Genomic DNA, 15520 nt, shown 5'->3' on the forward strand with positions numbered 1-15520 from the left:
TCAGGGCAGAATATCCACTCGGACTTCAAAACTGCGATTGTCGGAGCGGCTACTGTTCACCTGATAGGTAATTCCACTGCGCTCCTGGCTGGAATGGGTTGTTGTGCTACCCAGTGACACCCACTGTCCCGGCTCAACTCGGCGAATGGTAACGACCGCTTCCGTTTCATATCCGTCCATATTTGCCGGTTCCTCCTCGAACGAGACAATGCTCAGTTCGACCGCCTGATCGGAAATGACCTGGGGACTGACCAGGAACCCGCTGCGGGTTTCGACCTGTTGCAGGAAAGCCGCGGGATTACGACCGCCGCGAATGGCGACTGGAATCGTCCGGACCTGGCCCGACGTAATGTGTGCCGACTGGCCATCCTGCATCACGATGGTTCGCTCCTGGGCGCTGCCGGTCGTGGTAACACGGCGTTCGGCTGAGAGTTCGGCCCGGCCGTTCGACGCGGAAATGCCGGCACCTGAGCGCTTGCCGCCGCTATCCGTTCTGGAGCGCACAGTGATCCTGACCTGAACGGGCGCCACATCCAGGGTTTCGACAAGCCGTCCGATTTCGTCCAGCAGGGCGGGTTCACCGCGTACCACCAGCTGTTGGCCCCGGGCGGTCACGGTTACCGGCGAGCCCTGGTAAAGCTCGCGGATCTGCACCGCCACATCGTCGCCCGGTCGGCTATTGAGCTGGTACACGCGAGACTCCGCCTGGGCCAGAGCCTGGCTGGAACAAAGTACCAGCAGCAGAACAAGAAAAAGCTGCAGGGGGTATCCTCGGACAAAAACGGCCATTCAGTGCTCCAATCCTTCTGTCGGTATTGAAAAAACTCCGACACACGGGTTGCCAAGGTGAAAACCAGGGGTATATATTGAAAAGCATGAAGACGACACACGCGACCTGTCAATTGAATGTTTTGCAAGCTTTCGGCACCAAGCCGGCGGCTGCAGTCGCTGCTGTGTTTTTCTGGTGGTTTGGTTATGGCTTTTATTTTAGCCAGAGCCGGGGCCGCCCATAAGATCTTCATCGAACGAATAACGAGGAAGGCAGCCCGGCAGAAAACCCAGGCTGCCACCGGACTCAAAAAGCCCCGACTGGTAGCCCAGCCGGGGCTTTTTTGATTCTGACGCAGGGAAACGGGAACACTGACATGAACATGCCCTTGAACACTGAACTGACACAGCAGGATGCGGAGACCCAAGCCCGGCACCGACAGGAAGTGGTCCTGCCGACGCCCGCGGAGCTGAGACTTGAGATGCCGGCCAGTGCCGCTGTTGTCCAACAGGTAGAAGAGCACAGACAGGCCATCCGGGACATTCTGCAGGGCGAGGACAGCAGAACCCTGATCGTGATGGGGCCGTGTTCCATACACGATGAGGTGGCGGCCCTGGAATACGGGAAGAAACTGAAAGCCCTGGCGGACGACGTCAGCGACCGCTATCTTATCGTTATGCGGGCGTATCTGGAGAAGCCCCGGACCACGGTCGGCTGGAAAGGGCTGCTTTACGATCCGGAGCGCACAGGGGCCGGCGATCTGAATGAGGGGCTGCGCCGCTCCCGCCGCCTGTTATTGAATCTGGCGGCCATGGGGTTGCCGCTGGCCACCGAGGCCCTGAGCCCTTTCGCGATGGATTACCTGGGTGATCTGGTAAGTTGGTCTGCCATTGGTGCCCGAACCACCGAATCCCAGGTACATCGTGAAATGGTCAGTGGCCTCCCGATGCCCACCGGCTTCAAGAACGGCACCGATGGCGGCATTGCCGTGGCAACCAACGCCATGAAGTCGGCATCCCATCCTCATCACCACCTTGGGGTGTCCGCGACCGGGGCGCCGGTCATGATTACCACCCGGGGCAACCCTGATACCCATCTGGTGTTGCGCGGTGGCCGCGGTATTACCAACTATGATGCTGCAAGTATTGAACAGGCCGTTGGAGCCCTGGCAGAAGCCGGATTGTCGACTGCGGTGATGGTGGACTGCAGCCATGACAATGCCTGCAAGCAGGCCGAACGACAGCTGGATATTGCCCGGGAGGTAATGGCCCAGCGCCGTGCCGGCAACCAACACATCCGTGGTTTGATGCTGGAAAGTTTCCTGGAACCGGGCCGCCAGGACGATGGTGAAGACCTGCGCTACGGCTGCTCGATTACCGATCCTTGTCTGGGATGGGCGCAGACGGAGGCTCTGATCCGCTCACTGTAGACAGTAGCAGCTGGCCTGCCAGTAACAGCAGAACACCGCCCATCAGCCGGTCCAGCCAGTGGCCAAACCGGTTAAACCCGCGGCGGATCCGGGGCAGGGTGAAGAAGACAGCGACCATGGCAAACCACAGCCCCGTGGCCAAAGCCATGTAAATGCCGTAGCCGGCCTGGAGCGCAATGGGCGTGCCCGGGCTGATCACAACAGAGAACAGGGAGACAAAAAACAGCGTTGCCTTGGGGTTCAGCGCGTTGGTCAGGAAACCCAGTCGCAGGGCGGCAAGACCGGATTGCCCTGCAGTCGGGGCCTGTTCTACATGAACGCCACCGGCCCGGGCCCTCAAGCACTGAACGGCAATCCAGGCAAGGTAGAGTGCCCCCAGCACCTTGAGAACATTGAACAGCATGATCGATTGCTGGATCAGCAGGCCGATTCCGAGCAAGGAATAGCAGACATGCACCAGAATGCCCCCGCCGATACCGATGGCTGTCAGCAGCGCGTTCCTTCGGCTCTGGCAGAGCGCCTGTCTGAGCATCACGGCAAAATCCGGGCCGGGACTTGCCACTGCCAGCAAGTGGACGAGGGCCACCGTCAGAAACTCCGGCCAGTAACTCTGCATAATTCCAACTCCTCTCCTGAGCCTGCCAAGGTCTGAAAAGTCTGACAGCATAGGCTGAATCCGGTCTTTTTTCACGGTATGGGTGAAACTTGCCATGGCTTCTATACTGAGGTCTCACCCGTTCCAACCTTCCGTGTTCCCCGATGCCGGGAACGCCTGTCAGGAGACCTTGTATGGAAAAGCGAGCCGTAGACGTTGCCATTATCGGAGCCGGTACCGCAGGAATGGTGGCGTATCAGCGTGTGCGCAAGGCGACCGACAGAGTAGTACTGATTGAGGGCGACCAGTACGGAACCACCTGCGCCAGGGTCGGGTGTATGCCCAGCAAGCTTTTGATTGCGGCCGCCGAAAATGCCCATCAGATGCAGCTTGGCGACCTGTTTGGTGTGTCTGCCGGAGCGATCAGAGTTGATGGCAAACGGGTTATGGAACGGGTGCGAACCGAGCGGGACCGTTTCGTTTCTGGCGTGATTAACTCGGTCGAGAAGTTTCCGGAGGCGCACCGGTTGAGAGGTCACGCCCGGTTTGTCGGCCCGAATCATCTGGTCGTTGGCAACAACCTTGAGGTGCAGGCCGGCCGGATCATTATCGCTACCGGTTCACGGCCCAACATTCCCGGGTTTCTGAAAGAGGCCAAAGACCGGCTGGTGGTGAATGATGATATTTTCGAGTGGCAGGATCTGCCGGACTCGGTGGCGGTATTTGGTCCGGGCGTGATTGGCCTGGAGCTCGGGCAAGCCTTGAGCCGGCTTGGTGTCCGGGTGCGAATGTTCGGGGTTGGCGGGGCCGTCGGTCCCATCCAGGATGACTCCATCCGGGACTACGCCCTTAAAACCTTCAACGAAGAGTTCCCGCTGGATCCCGATGCGGAGGTCAAGAACGTTGAGCGGGTTGATAAGGGTGTTGCCATTACGTTTGTGGATGGGGATGCCGGTGAAAAGACCGAAACCTTTGATTACCTGTTAGCAGCTACCGGCCGTCGTCCGAATGTGGACGGGCTGGATATCCAGAACGCCGGTATTGAGCTCGATGACAAGGGCCTCCCCCTGTTTGATCCCCATACCCTGCGATGTGGCGACAGCCACATATTCATCGCCGGTGATGCCAATAACAGCCTGCCGCTGTTGCATGAGGCGGCCGACGAGGGCCGTATCGCGGGCGACAACGCGGCGTCCTACCCGGATGTTCGGACGGGACTTCGCCGTACCCCGTTGGCGGTGGTATTCACCGATCCGCAGATTGCGACCGTAGGCCTGACCATTCAGCAGGTGGACGAGCGGTGTCGCGGTTGTTTCGCCGTGGGCGAGGTATCGTTCGAGGATCAGGGGCGCAGTCGGGTCATTGGCAAAAACCGGGGGCTACTGAGGGTTTATGGTAAGCATGGCAGTGGCCTGTTCATGGGAGCCGAGATGTTCGGCCCTGCGGCGGAGCATATTGCCCATCTGCTCGCATGGTCGGCCCAGCGACGACTGACCGTCAGCGAAATGCTGGAAATGCCATTTTACCATCCGGTTATCGAGGAAGGGTTGCGGACGGCCCTGAAAGACCTCAACCGAAATCTCAGTATCGGACCGGCGCCAGAAGAGGGCTGCACCGATTGTGGGCCGGGTGTTTGAGCCGGTCCTTGATCAGAATCAACAGGTGTGGGGCTGAGTCTGGGATAAAGTTCCGGTTGTTGTCCTTGCGTTACGCTGGCGGCGGGCCCAGATCTTTTCATGGAAGAAATAGGCAACGGTGTTGATGGCCGGCTCCACCATGGCGATCAAACTGCCAATCAGGATGTCACCCGTGAGCATATAAGCCACGGTGAAGGCCACTGTAAAATGGGTGAGGGCGAACGTTACCGTTTTGATCAGCGACTGGTCGCCATTCGTGCCATGGTTATGTACAAACAGTTTTAACGTGCTCATGGTCATCTCCGGTTTCGCTCGTGGTTCATTGCTTATTTAAGACCGGGTGAGAATGATTGTTAAATGAATTGTATTGAGAATGAGGATAGCTTCGGGCTATTTGTTTGACTCCTTCCATAGCATTATTCAGCGTCGCTATTAACGAGATTAGCAAACTAAACTTCCCGACCGTGTTTGGTCGGTCGTATACTTTTCAAAATGTCATACATAACTGCCAAGGAGATGCGTTATGGGTAAGAACTTTATTGGTCTTGATACTGAGAAAGCAGCGCAGCTTGCTGATTCCCTGAATGATCTTTTGTCCAACTATCAGATCTTCTACATGAATGTCCGTGGCTACCACTGGAATATCAAGGGCGACAACTTCTTCGAGCTGCACGTCAAATTCGAAGAGCTGTACGATGATCTGTTGCTCAAGATTGATGAGATTGCAGAGCGCGTGCTGACGCTTGGCCATCGGCCGGCTCACGCCTACAGCACCTATATTGAACGGTCTGAAGTGCCCGAGCGCAAAGATGTTTCGGATGGCAAGGAAGCGATGGAGAACATCGTGGAAAGCTTTGCCAAACTGATCGGCAAACAGCGTGCGTTGCTCAGTCTGGCTGGTGACGCGGAAGATGAGGGCACCGTTGCCCTTATGAGTGACTACATCTCTCAGCAGGAAAAGACTGTCTGGATGTATCGGAGTTACCTCGGCCATTGAGTCGATCGAAGTTACGGAATGGCGACCTCCGGGTCGCCATTTTTTGTTCCTGTCAGCAATTCGTCATGGTAATGACTCGGAATTGACGCTGAACTGTCACGCCCGTGGCCTAGCGTGTGTAGGAATTCCCTACATCAAGCAATGCCAGAGGCACAATGTCATGTTCCGTAAGACCCTGCTTTCCGCAACCATCCTGTCTTCCCTCTTGGGCCTGAGCGCCTGTACCGATGATGGTGACGATGGCGCTGATGGTATCAACGGCACCAGCAAAGCACTGATCGAACTTAATGTCCTGGGCACCTATCAGGCCCCGGGCGATGTGTTCGACGTGGGAGCCGCCGAAATTGTTGCCCACGATGCTGCCAACCAGCGATTGTTCGTTGTAAACGCCGGTGCCTCCACGGTAGACGTGCTTGATATCCAGGACCCCTCCCAACCGGTTCTCTTGCAGACCATCGAGGCGACCGCCGAGGGTGCTTCCGCCAACAGTGTGGCTGTCTTCGGCAGCCTGGTGGCGGTGGCCATCGAAGCCGACGTCAAGCAGGACAACGGCAAGGTCGTTTTCTACAACACCACTGACCTTGGCAAGGTTGGTGAAGTTACGGTAGGGGCGCTGCCCGATATGGTTACCTTTACCCGGGACGGCATGAAAGTGCTGGTCGCCAACGAGGGTGAACCCAGCGACGACTACACCAACGATCCGGTGGGATCCGTCAGCATTATTGATCTGTCAGCGGGCGTTGCCGGTGCAACGGTAACCACCGCAGGATTCGAAGCCTTCAATGCCGATGAGGTGGCCCTGAAAGCCAGCGGTGTGCGGGTGTTTGGGCCGGGAGCAACCGTCGCCCAGGATATGGAGCCGGAGTACATTGCGGTCTCCCTCGACAACAAGACCGCCTGGGTCGCCCTGCAGGAGAACAACGCCGTAGCCGAGCTGGATATCGAGGCCGGGGTGATCAATGCGATCCTGCCCCTCGGTTTCAAGGACCACAGCGTGATAGGAAACGAGCTGGACGTCAGCAACCGGGATAGCGGCATCAACATTCGCAACTGGCCGGTAAAAGGTATGTATATGCCGGACGCGATCACCAGCTACGGCTACAACGGCAAGACCTACTACATCACCGCCAACGAGGGTGATTCCCGGGACTATGATGGCTTCTCCGAAGAGTTCCGGCTCGGGGATCTGACCCTGGATGCCACGGCCTTCCCAAATGCGGCCGATCTACAGCTGGAGGAGAACCTGGGCCGGATCAACGTGACCTCGACCCTGGGCGTCAGCAATGGCTGCGATCCCTCTGACCCGGCGACAGATCCGGGAGTAGACTGCGAATACAGCGAAATCTACACCTACGGCGCACGATCCTTCTCTATCTGGTCTGTCGATGGCCAGAGGGTCTTTGACAGCGGCAGCGAATTCGAGCGGATCACCGCCAGTCTGTTGCCTGAGAACTTCAACGCCACCAATGACGAGAACAATTTCGACAACCGATCTGATGACAAAGGTCCTGAGCCGGAAGCCGTCACGGTTGGCACAATCAACGGCCAGACCTTCGCGTTTATCGGTCTTGAGCGAATTGGCGGAATCATGGTTTACGACGTGACCAATCCCCAGAATCCGGAATTCGTCCAGTACCTGAACAATCGGGATTTCTCAGTGTCGGATGCAGACCTGCGGGCCGGTATGGCCAAAGATCTTGGGCCGGAGGGCATTGCCTTCATCGCCGCTGAGGACAGCCCGAATGGGCAGCCCTTGCTGGCAGTGGGAAATGAAATCAGCGGAACCACCACCCTGTACGGTATTGACGTGATTGAACTGACGGCGAACTGAGTTCAGGGCCTGAAAGAAACCCGGGGGCATCGTTATAGATTCTCCCGGGTTTTTTGTTTTCCGTCTCAGACAGCGGCTTTCAGCGGCGGCACTTCCTGATGGAGGAACCACTTCTCCGTAACCACCTTTCTTGTAAACCAGTGCGAGCGCATCAGGCTGCTGGCCAGTGGCGTCTTGATCCAGTCCGGAACCTGCCAGCCCTGATCCGTGTCTGCCGCCCGATTGCCAAAGCGTTCGGCAATGGCATCGCCGTAGATCTGCAATGAGGAGGCCGAATAATCCGGCGCGTCCCGTATCACATCTGCCGCCAGCAGCGCCGATTCGATGGCGGGCCGGATGCCTTCACCGCTCTGGGTGTAAGCCAGGCCGGCGGAATCGCCAATCAACAGAATACCGTCGTCCACCAGTGGCCTCTCGGCATGGGCATAAAGCAGGTAGGCGTGGCCTTTGAAACGCCCGGGCAGGTCCTCCGGAATGCGCCCGGCGGACTTCATCTCATCGACAAAAGCCTCTAGATGACCGCTCAGCTTGTGGTTATCCTCCCGGCCCAGCCCGATATTCAGGTAATTGCCTTTGCGAAACACCCAGGCATAACCCTTGAGATCGCGGCAGAACCAGAGCTCCGGGGTGTCGCCCCGGGCCTCGCAGGCGGAAGCCTGCTCGGGTGTCATTTCGAATTCCACCTCCTTGGCGGCGACAACGGTCTCGTGGCTACCCGGGCCTTCGCCAAGCAACCGTGCAACCGGGCAGAAGTGCCCGCCGGCACCCACGACAAGGGGGGCTTCCCAGGTGTCGTTGATGAGCCAGTTGCCGTCTTTCCGGACGATGGACTTGACCGGCGTGGCGAGCTGTTTCGGACCGGTGACGCGGCTGAGCAGATAATCGTCGAATTCACACCGGCGAATGCCATAGCTGACCACATCGCCGTGGTCGTTTTCCACGGCCGGCTGCCCCATCATGCCGATGCGAAACCGGCGAATAGGCTGGAATGTCCGTCCGTTGGCGTACTCGTCGAGATCAATCTTCAGGGTTTTCATGACGGCAGGAGTCACCCAGCCCGCGCAGGTTTTATCCCGGGGAAAATCCTGTTTGTCGATGATCAGTACTTTTTTGCCGCTGGTCTCAAGGGCACTGGCCAGGGTGGAGCCGGCTGGGCCGGCACCGACGATGATCAGGTCGTAATAATCCATCAGGCCTCCTCTGGTGCCGCTGGAAACTCATACAGGTCCCGGCGGTTCTGCGGCAGACTGTTGTTGTCGCCGTGGGTGAAAACCACCTGGAACAGTTGCAGTGAGCCGGCGCGGAACGCAGCGATGGAGCCCGCCAGATACATGCGCCAGGCCCGGGTAAAGTGGCCATCGTACATAGCCGTTACCTTGTCTTCGTTCTCGTTGAAACGATCCATCCAGTGGCTGAGGGTCTGGGCGTAATGCAGGCGCAGGTTCTCCACATCCAGTACCGAGAAATCGCCGTGTTCGCAGATTTTCATGAATTCGCCGATGCTGGGCGGATAGGCGCCGGGGAAGATGCGTTTTTCGATCCAGGCGTTCATCAGCATCGGGCGATTGCGGCCAATACTGTGGAGCAGGGCAATCCCGTCGGGTTTCAGGCTCCGCTTGATGAGTTCGGACAACGCCTCGTAGTTTTCCTTTCCCACGTGTTCCAGCATGCCGATGGAGACAAAGGCATCGTACTGGCCGCTGATGTTTCGGTAGTCGTCCTCGACGTATTCCACCAGATGATTCAGCCCCTGCTTACGGGCCTCCTCCCGGGCAAAGGCCAGCTGCTCTTTTGAGATGTTGTAGGAGTGCACCTTGACGCCGTAGTTGCGGGCCATGTAACGGGCCAGCCCACCCCAGCCGCAGCCGGCCTCGACCACGGTCATGCCGGGTTTGAGACGGAGCTTGCGGCAGACATGCTCCAGCTTGGCCAGTTGAGCCTGTTCCAGGGTCAGCTCGGGGCTCTCGTAATAGGCGCAGGTGTACTGCATTTCAGCGCTGTCCAGCCAGAGCCGGTAGAACTCGTTGCCCAGGTCATAGTGGTGGTTAATGTTTTCTTTGGCTTCGGAGATCCCGGTGGACCGGGGGTTGTGATTGCGCCAGAGTGCTTCGAGCCATTTTGGCCACTTCTGGCGCGCCTGATGAACTGAGCGGTAGAGGGTTTCCATCAGGTCGGGCAGGTCGCCTTCTACCTCCAGTCGGCCCGCGCTATAGAGATCGCCGAACGCCAGGTTGGGGTTGGTCACCAGTGCGTACAGGGCCTTGGGGTCGGTAAGGTGCAGAGTGAACTGTGCCTGTTGGCCCTCCGGTTCGATGACATCGCCGTTCCAGAGCCGGAACCGAAGCGGCGGTGAGCCGGCCATGCGCATCAGCTTGGCAATCAGCCAGCGTTCGTACGTGTGCGGTGACCGGTCCACGTGGGTGCTTTCCAGTGGCAGGGTCAGAACATGGCTTTTGGATTCTTGCCCGTGGTCACGGGGTTTCTGGGCAGTGCTCTGATTCATGGACTCCACTCTCCCTTCCTAACCTCAACATCAATGTTTTGTCGACGTGCGTTTTCCAGGGTTCCCGAATACCAGTCTGAGAATCACCGCTTGTCCGTTCAGTATAGAAAACAGTCAGATTTTGTCAGGTGAGGCGTATGAAGAAGAAAACTATCGTGAGAATAGAGTCGCAGGAAATGAGAGGGACTGAAAAAAATACCGGGCCCTCAGGCCCGGTATTCTTCGAATCAGTATGAGGAACTCATACCAAACCATTCTGGGAAAATGACTATCAGTGCCAGCACAAACATCTGTATCAGGATGAAGGGCAGCACGCCTTTGTAGATGTCCGTTGTTCGCACCTCGGGCGGTGCTACCCCCTTCAGATAGAACAACGAAAACCCGAATGGTGGCGTCAGGAAGCTGGTTTGCAGGTTCATTGCAATCAGAATCGCGAACCAGAGCATGTTGATGCCCATGGCCTCGGCCACCGGCGCAAGGATCGGCACGATGATGAAGGAAATCTCCACGAAATCGATGAAGAAACCCAGTACCAGGATGACCACCATGGCCAGGATGATGAAGCCCCACTTTTCACCGGGCAGCTGGAGCAGCCACTCTTCCAGCAGGTAGTCGCCGCCGGTGTAGCTGAACACCATGGAGAAAGCGGTGGCACCAATCAGGATCGCGAAGACCATGGCAGTTACCTTCACCGTGTCCTTGGATGCATCCCATACCATCTTGAACGAGAACTGACGGTAGATGATGGCCAGAACAACAGCGCCGACGCCACCCAGAGCAGATGACTCCGTAGGCGTGGCAATGCCGGTGAAGATCGAGCCCAGAACCACCACAATCAATGCCAGCGGCGGAATGATTGCCAGCAGCGCATTGAAGATTTCCTTCTTGCGCGATACGCCTGGCTCATCCGGCATGGCCGGAGCCGTCTCGGGCCGCAGCCTGGTCAGAACCAGGATGTACACGATATAGAGCCCCACCAGTACGATGCCGGGCCAGACGGCGGCCTTGAACAGGTCCCCGACCGGAAGGCCAAGCACGTCACCGAGGATGATCAGGATGATCGAGGGCGGGACGATCTGGCCGAGCGTACCGGATGCACAGATGGTGCCTGTAGCGAGCCGTTTGTCGTATTTGTGGGCCAGCATCACCGGTAAGGAAATCAGGCCCATGGCCACCACACTGGCGCCCACGACGCCGGTGGATGCGGCCAACAGGGCACCAACCAGGATGGTCGAAATCGCCAGACCGCCTGGAAGGCCACCAAAAAGTCGACCCATGGAGGTCAATAGCTGCTCTGCCAGCCGGGTGCGCTGAAGCACCACGCCCATGAAAATGAACAGGGGCACCGCCATCAGAACGGTATTCTGCATCACGCTCATGATGCGATAGGGCATGAAGGCAAAGAGATCCATGCCCTCGGCGAAGATTCCGAAGAACAATGCCACGCCACCGAAGGTGAATGCTACCGGGAAGCCCAGCATCAGCATCAGCAGGGCGACACCGAACATAATCATACCGATCATGCGAGGCCTCCTGCGCTATGCTCACCTTCGTATTCTTTCTCGCCCGACATAACCCGTATCGCATAGGTGGCCATATTCAGGCCTGCAATGCCGATGAAGACTGCGCTGATAGGGATGACGGACTTGATGATCCAGCGGTGGGGCAGACCGCCGGGGTCGCCACTGCCTTCACCCATGTTGTAGGAGTCCACGGCAAAATCGTAACCATAGACGCCGATCAGGTAGGCAAAGGGAATAACGAAAATGAATGCACCCACCAGATTTACCCAGGCCTTGGCCTTGTTGCTCCAGCGAGTGTAGAAAACGTCGACCCGAACATGACCATCCGTGCGCAATGCGTAGGGAATACCCAGCAGGAACACCACCGAATAGAGGTGCCACTCCATTTCCTGCATGCCGATTGAAACGTTGTTGAAAGCGTAGCGGGCCACGACGTCGTAAAAGACGTTGGCTGCCATCAGTATCATCGCGACACAGGCAACCCAGCCACAGAATGTGGACAAGCGCGAAAGCCCCTCGTCCAGTTTGATAATCCACCGCATTGATGATCCCCCGCCAGGAGAGCTGGCGCTTTTTCAGTTGCTATAAACGACAAAACCGGGATCACTCGTAGAGCGATCCCGGCTCCGTTACAGCCTATATCTTACTCGACTTCGGCCATGGTGTTGAGGTAAGCGCGCTCGGAAATGTTGGTATAAGCGCGGCTCTGCTCAAGGTAGTTCTCCTGGGAGTCGATAATCTTGGCAGCCATGTCGCTCTCAGCAGCGGCTTCTTTCAGCAGCTTGTTGTTGGCTTCATACATGGCATCAAAGATTTCGTCCGGAAAACGTTTGATCTGGACATTCGGATATTCCTCGCGAATGTTGGCCCAGGCTTCGGCGTTGGCGTGCTGGGAATGAACCAGCATGTCGTAGGAGGCAGTGCGCATGGCGACACGCATGATTTCCTGCAGATCCGCCGGCAGTTTGTCCCAAACACGCTTGTTCACCAGGAACTGCAGCTCGGTGGCCGGCTCGTGCCAACCGGTGTAGTAGTAGTCGGCAATCTGCTGGAAGCCAAGACGGAGATCCAGGGCCGGGCCTACCCACTCAACCGCATCGATGGTGTTGCGCTCAAGAGCGGTGTAGAGCTCACCCGGCGCAATGTTGGTCGGGTTAACGCCAACTTCCGCGAATACCTCACCGGCGAAACCGGGGATACGCATTTTCAGACCCTGAAGGTCTTCCAGAGAGTTGATTTCCTCGCGGAACCAGCCGCCCATCTGAACACCGGTGTTACCGCCCGGGAAGGACAGCATGTTGTGGGGCTCATAGACTTCCTGCATCAGTTCCATGCCGCCGCCATGGTAGAACCAGGCGTACTGTTCCATGGCGTTCATACCAAACGGCATGCTGGTGAAGAACAGGGTCTCGGGAACCTTGCCTTTCCAGTAGTAGGAGGCAGAGTGGCCCATGTCATATTGTCCGGCCTTGACCATGTCAAACACGCCCAGCGGGGCCTTGTGCTTGTTGGCAGAGTCGATGCGGACTTTCAGGCGTCCGTCGGACATTTTCTCGACGTTCTCGGCGAAACGCTTGGTGGTGTCACCGAAAATCGGAAAGTTAGGTCCCCAGGTTTCCGCAAGGCGGAGGGTGAACGTGTCTTGGGCGAGCGCCTGCGAGGAGGCAAAGGTAGTTGCCACAGCCAGCACAGCCGCGGAAAGAACAGAACGGATCTTCATTGCTCTTCTATCCTCTTATCTTTTTTGTGGGTCGAGCGTTCCCCCTTTTGGGGGAAAACTACTCTTGATGCTAGTTCACGTTAGCAATTATCGTTAACAAACGAAATCAAAAACCGGTTCTTATACGACCTTGGTCGTAAGGTGGATCAGAGGTCTTGCATCCTGCCAATCTGGCTGGCGAGACGCATCGCCTCGTGTTCTTCCAGCGCCAGGAGGTCTTCCAGCAGCGACTTGGCTTCGGGGATTTCCGCCTTGCCGATCAGTGAATCGTAGAGGTCCATGACCTGGTCGTGAAACTGGAAGACCTCCCGGGCGATGTCTTCGAAAGACATGGACGCATAATGGGTGTAGGAGTCGGCGCTGGGGCCAATCGGCTTGTGCTGGTTGTTCAGGTAATCGTAGAGGCGTGTGCTCATGGCCTTGGGCTCGGCCTGGTTCTCGAATTCACGCACGGCTTTCTCCAGCAGCGACTCATGGCGCGACAGGTAATCGAGCAACGCGGAGGCTCTCTCGTCATTGTTCAGTTTGGCCGATTCATGAAGGCTTCGGGACAGATGCGCGTGCAGCTGACGTGTCCAGTCAATCAGGTCCTCGAAAGTTGTTATCTCCATTGCTCTGCTCCTTGCCGGGGCGGATTGTTTGTAGTTGGCATTAGAGATAAGTCTAGTCAAAATTGAGGGTTATGGGGTACCCGCCGGGCTCCGGCATCAGCGAAACGGAAATTGGCCATGACAACGACATTAGGCATCATTGAAGGATTCTACGGCCCCATGTGGACCTGGCAGGAACGTCGACACCTGGTCCGCACCCTGGCCCCCCACGGTTACGGGTTTTATCTCTATGCTCCCAAGGCCGATGCCTTCCTCCGGCGCAAATGGCAGCAGCCACACCCGCCAGCCATGGCCTCGGAGCTGGCCGAGTTTTCCCGTTTCTGTCGTCATGAGGGGGTGCGTTTCGGCATAGGGCTGAGCCCGTTCGAGATATTCAACCGGTTCGACGACGAGGCCCGCGCGGCGTTGGCAGACAAACTCGCGCTGCTGGAACGTATCGGTATTGATGAACTGGCGATCCTGTTTGACGACATGCGTTCCGATACCCCGGACCTTGCCGGTACTCAGGCTGACATAGTGCACTGGGTTCGTGAGCACACAGCCATCAAGTTTCTGAGCGTCTGTCCCAGTTACTATTCTGACGACCCCGTACTGGATCGGGTGTTTGGAGAGCGTCCGGCAGATTATCTGGAAACTCTCGGGCGCAAACTGGACCATTCGGTGAATATCTTCTGGACCGGGGAGGAGGTGTGCTCCCGGGAAGTATCGCCCGGGCACCTGAAGAGGATCGGGGATCTGCTCGGGCGCAAGCCGGTACTCTGGGACAATTACCCGGTCAATGACGGTGACCGGATGTCGCAGCATCTGCACCTGCGTGCGTTCACCGGGCGACCGGCGGCCAATGCCGCGCATCTGGCAGCCCACGGGATCAATCCGGCACTGCAGCCGACGTTAACGGCAGTTCCGGCCATCACGCTGGCAGAATCCTATCGCCTGGGACCCTCCTATCAATACGGCCAGGCGTTCCGCCACGCGGCCCGGGAGGTGCTGGGCCGGGAGTTGGCGGCGCAGCTGCAGGCGGATTTGCTGGTACTGCAGGACGCCGGCCTGGGCCGGATCAGTGCTGAAAAGCGGCAGAGTCTGCAGCACACCTACGATGCCTTCGACCACCCTGCAGCCAACGAGGTTCTGCGCTGGCTGGCGGGTGAATATCAGGTTACCGATGAGATGGTGGCTACCCAGTAACCCGCGCGGCTAGCGAAGGTAATATTCAACGGTCGAGACCACGCGAACGGTTTTGACGGGTTGCTGTCCTTCCATGATGCCCGGTGCCTGATCCCGGGCCAGAATCTGGAACACACCCTGATTGGCGCGTCGCAGACCCCCGAGTTCCGCCTTGGCATCCTGGGCAAACTGGGCTGCCGCTTCCCGCGCTGATGCCGTGGCTTCGGCGATCATCTCGGGCTTGATATCGTTGAGTCCGTTAAACAGATAGGTAGGCCCCGATGGGCCGTAGTCCGAGGAGAGCACCACTCCCGAGTCCACCAGTTCACTGACTCCCTGTGCGGCCTGGCGGATTCGGTCAATATCGGTGCTACGGACCATCAGGGTCTGGCTGATGATGAATTTCTGCTCGCCGTTATTGGCCTGGTAGGGGTTGGCCCGGGTATCGGTGACATCCAGGCGCTGGAGTTCAACCGCATCCTGGTCAATGGCCTGCAGTTTCAGGAAGGCAATGATTGCATCCCGGCTGCTTCTGGCCTTGTCCTGGGCCTCACTCAGCGACGCCCCTGTTGCAACAAAGCGAATGGGCCACAAGGCAAGATCTGCAGTTACTTCCCGTTCAGCCACACCCTTGACGGTGACATAGCGGTCGCCGGTTTTCAGGTCAGTCAGGCCGTCACCGATCAGGGCGGCGGAGATAATGGCGCTGATGCCGAGAATCAGCGAGGCAAGAATTTTCAT

At 57.7% G+C, this 15520-nt stretch carries 15 protein-coding genes; 5 read left to right on the top strand and 10 right to left on the bottom strand.

Annotation, left to right across the window (positions count from 1 at the left end; genetic code table 11):
• The gene (locus ABNF92_RS12850; RefSeq protein ID WP_349342353.1) at positions 1 to 789 is read right to left on the bottom strand and encodes a secretin N-terminal domain-containing protein; all 789 of its coding nucleotides are present in this window, start codon (positions 787 to 789) and stop codon (positions 1 to 3) included.
• 356 nt (positions 790 to 1145) lie between these two features.
• Between ABNF92_RS12850 and ABNF92_RS12855 the strand changes: the two genes are divergently transcribed.
• On the top strand, positions 1146 to 2198 hold the full coding sequence (locus ABNF92_RS12855) for a 3-deoxy-7-phosphoheptulonate synthase (protein ID WP_349342354.1): 1053 nt from the start codon (positions 1146 to 1148) through the stop codon (positions 2196 to 2198).
• On the opposite strand, the gene ABNF92_RS12860 is transcribed toward ABNF92_RS12855, so the two are convergent.
• Entirely contained in the window at positions 2143 to 2814 is a 672-nt protein-coding gene (locus ABNF92_RS12860; RefSeq protein WP_349342355.1) for a LysE family transporter, read from the bottom strand. The genes ABNF92_RS12855 and ABNF92_RS12860 overlap by 56 nt on opposite strands.
• A 173-nt stretch (positions 2815 to 2987) precedes the next feature.
• Between ABNF92_RS12860 and ABNF92_RS12865 the strand changes: the two genes are divergently transcribed.
• Complete coding sequence (locus tag ABNF92_RS12865) at positions 2988 to 4430, top strand: dihydrolipoyl dehydrogenase (RefSeq protein WP_349342356.1); 1443 nt, start codon at positions 2988 to 2990, stop codon at positions 4428 to 4430.
• Positions 4431 to 4448: 18 nt separating this feature from the next.
• Here the strand turns inward: ABNF92_RS12865 and ABNF92_RS12870 are convergent, their stop codons facing one another.
• Positions 4449 to 4724, bottom strand: a complete 276-nt coding sequence (locus tag ABNF92_RS12870; protein WP_349342357.1) for a DUF2061 domain-containing protein — start codon at positions 4722 to 4724, stop codon at positions 4449 to 4451.
• A 229-nt stretch (positions 4725 to 4953) separates the two neighbouring features.
• Between ABNF92_RS12870 and ABNF92_RS12875 the strand changes: the two genes are divergently transcribed.
• Both ABNF92_RS12875 and ABNF92_RS12880 read left to right on the top strand, forming a co-directional pair.
• On the top strand, positions 4954 to 5427 hold the full coding sequence (locus ABNF92_RS12875) for a Dps family protein (RefSeq protein ID WP_349342358.1): 474 nt from the start codon (positions 4954 to 4956) through the stop codon (positions 5425 to 5427).
• A 160-nt stretch (positions 5428 to 5587) separates the two neighbouring features.
• Positions 5588 to 7258, top strand: coding sequence for a choice-of-anchor I family protein (locus ABNF92_RS12880; RefSeq protein WP_349342359.1), 1671 nt, complete (start codon positions 5588 to 5590; stop codon positions 7256 to 7258).
• Positions 7259 to 7323: 65 nt separating this feature from the next.
• Here the strand turns inward: ABNF92_RS12880 and ABNF92_RS12885 are convergent, their stop codons facing one another.
• From ABNF92_RS12885 to ABNF92_RS12910, 6 genes are all read right to left on the bottom strand, one after another.
• Positions 7324 to 8448 carry an NAD(P)/FAD-dependent oxidoreductase gene (locus tag ABNF92_RS12885; RefSeq protein WP_349342360.1) on the bottom strand — a complete coding sequence of 375 codons (1125 nt, stop codon included), beginning with the start codon at positions 8446 to 8448 and terminating at the stop codon, positions 7324 to 7326.
• A complete protein-coding gene (locus ABNF92_RS12890; protein WP_349342361.1) occupies positions 8448 to 9761 on the bottom strand; it encodes a cyclopropane-fatty-acyl-phospholipid synthase family protein in 1314 nt (437 codons plus the stop codon). The genes ABNF92_RS12885 and ABNF92_RS12890 overlap by 1 nt, the downstream gene beginning before the upstream one ends.
• A gap of 227 nt (positions 9762 to 9988) precedes the next feature.
• Complete coding sequence (locus tag ABNF92_RS12895) at positions 9989 to 11284, bottom strand: TRAP transporter large permease subunit (protein WP_069182043.1); 1296 nt, start codon at positions 11282 to 11284, stop codon at positions 9989 to 9991.
• Positions 11281 to 11826 carry a TRAP transporter small permease subunit gene (locus ABNF92_RS12900; RefSeq protein ID WP_349342362.1) on the bottom strand — a complete coding sequence of 182 codons (546 nt, stop codon included), beginning with the start codon at positions 11824 to 11826 and terminating at the stop codon, positions 11281 to 11283. Before ABNF92_RS12900 ends, ABNF92_RS12895 begins: the two co-directional genes overlap by 4 nt.
• A 101-nt stretch (positions 11827 to 11927) precedes the next feature.
• The gene (locus ABNF92_RS12905; RefSeq protein WP_349342363.1) at positions 11928 to 13004 is read right to left on the bottom strand and encodes a TRAP transporter substrate-binding protein; all 1077 of its coding nucleotides are present in this window, start codon (positions 13002 to 13004) and stop codon (positions 11928 to 11930) included.
• Positions 13005 to 13150: 146 nt separating this feature from the next.
• Positions 13151 to 13615 carry an ATPase gene (locus ABNF92_RS12910; RefSeq protein WP_222465463.1) on the bottom strand — a complete coding sequence of 155 codons (465 nt, stop codon included), beginning with the start codon at positions 13613 to 13615 and terminating at the stop codon, positions 13151 to 13153.
• A 117-nt stretch (positions 13616 to 13732) separates the two neighbouring features.
• Between ABNF92_RS12910 and ABNF92_RS12915 the strand changes: the two genes are divergently transcribed.
• Entirely contained in the window at positions 13733 to 14800 is a 1068-nt protein-coding gene (locus ABNF92_RS12915) for a beta-N-acetylglucosaminidase domain-containing protein (protein ID WP_349342364.1), read from the top strand.
• A 9-nt stretch (positions 14801 to 14809) separates the two neighbouring features.
• Here the strand turns inward: ABNF92_RS12915 and ABNF92_RS12920 are convergent, their stop codons facing one another.
• The gene (locus ABNF92_RS12920) at positions 14810 to 15520 is read right to left on the bottom strand and encodes an SIMPL domain-containing protein (RefSeq protein ID WP_349342365.1); all 711 of its coding nucleotides are present in this window, start codon (positions 15518 to 15520) and stop codon (positions 14810 to 14812) included.

The sequence above is a fragment of the Marinobacter sp. MMG032 genome (genome assembly GCF_040112695.1).
Taxonomy (GTDB): domain Bacteria; phylum Pseudomonadota; class Gammaproteobacteria; order Pseudomonadales; family Oleiphilaceae; genus Marinobacter; species Marinobacter salsuginis.

Bases quoted from the DNA above. Each gene is read 5' to 3' on its own strand.
- ABNF92_RS12915 (WP_349342364.1), top strand. From the start codon at position 13,733: ATGACAACGACATTAGGCATCATTGAAGGATTCTACGGCCCCATGTGG.
- ABNF92_RS12895 (WP_069182043.1), bottom strand. From the start codon at position 11,284: ATGATCGGTATGATTATGTTCGGTGTCGCCCTGCTGATGCTGATGCTG.
- ABNF92_RS12900 (WP_349342362.1), bottom strand. From the start codon at position 11,826: ATGCGGTGGATTATCAAACTGGACGAGGGGCTTTCGCGCTTGTCCACA.
- ABNF92_RS12885 (WP_349342360.1), bottom strand. From the start codon at position 8,448: ATGGATTATTACGACCTGATCATCGTCGGTGCCGGCCCAGCCGGCTCC.
- ABNF92_RS12850 (WP_349342353.1), bottom strand. From the start codon at position 789: ATGGCCGTTTTTGTCCGAGGATACCCCCTGCAGCTTTTTCTTGTTCTG.
- ABNF92_RS12880 (WP_349342359.1), top strand. From the start codon at position 5,588: ATGTTCCGTAAGACCCTGCTTTCCGCAACCATCCTGTCTTCCCTCTTG.
- ABNF92_RS12910 (WP_222465463.1), bottom strand. From the start codon at position 13,615: ATGGAGATAACAACTTTCGAGGACCTGATTGACTGGACACGTCAGCTG.
- ABNF92_RS12875 (WP_349342358.1), top strand. From the start codon at position 4,954: ATGGGTAAGAACTTTATTGGTCTTGATACTGAGAAAGCAGCGCAGCTT.
- ABNF92_RS12865 (WP_349342356.1), top strand. From the start codon at position 2,988: ATGGAAAAGCGAGCCGTAGACGTTGCCATTATCGGAGCCGGTACCGCA.
- ABNF92_RS12870 (WP_349342357.1), bottom strand. From the start codon at position 4,724: ATGAGCACGTTAAAACTGTTTGTACATAACCATGGCACGAATGGCGAC.
- ABNF92_RS12905 (WP_349342363.1), bottom strand. From the start codon at position 13,004: ATGAAGATCCGTTCTGTTCTTTCCGCGGCTGTGCTGGCTGTGGCAACT.
- ABNF92_RS12860 (WP_349342355.1), bottom strand. From the start codon at position 2,814: ATGCAGAGTTACTGGCCGGAGTTTCTGACGGTGGCCCTCGTCCACTTG.
- ABNF92_RS12890 (WP_349342361.1), bottom strand. From the start codon at position 9,761: ATGAATCAGAGCACTGCCCAGAAACCCCGTGACCACGGGCAAGAATCC.
- ABNF92_RS12920 (WP_349342365.1), bottom strand. From the start codon at position 15,520: ATGAAAATTCTTGCCTCGCTGATTCTCGGCATCAGCGCCATTATCTCC.
- ABNF92_RS12855 (WP_349342354.1), top strand. From the start codon at position 1,146: ATGAACATGCCCTTGAACACTGAACTGACACAGCAGGATGCGGAGACC.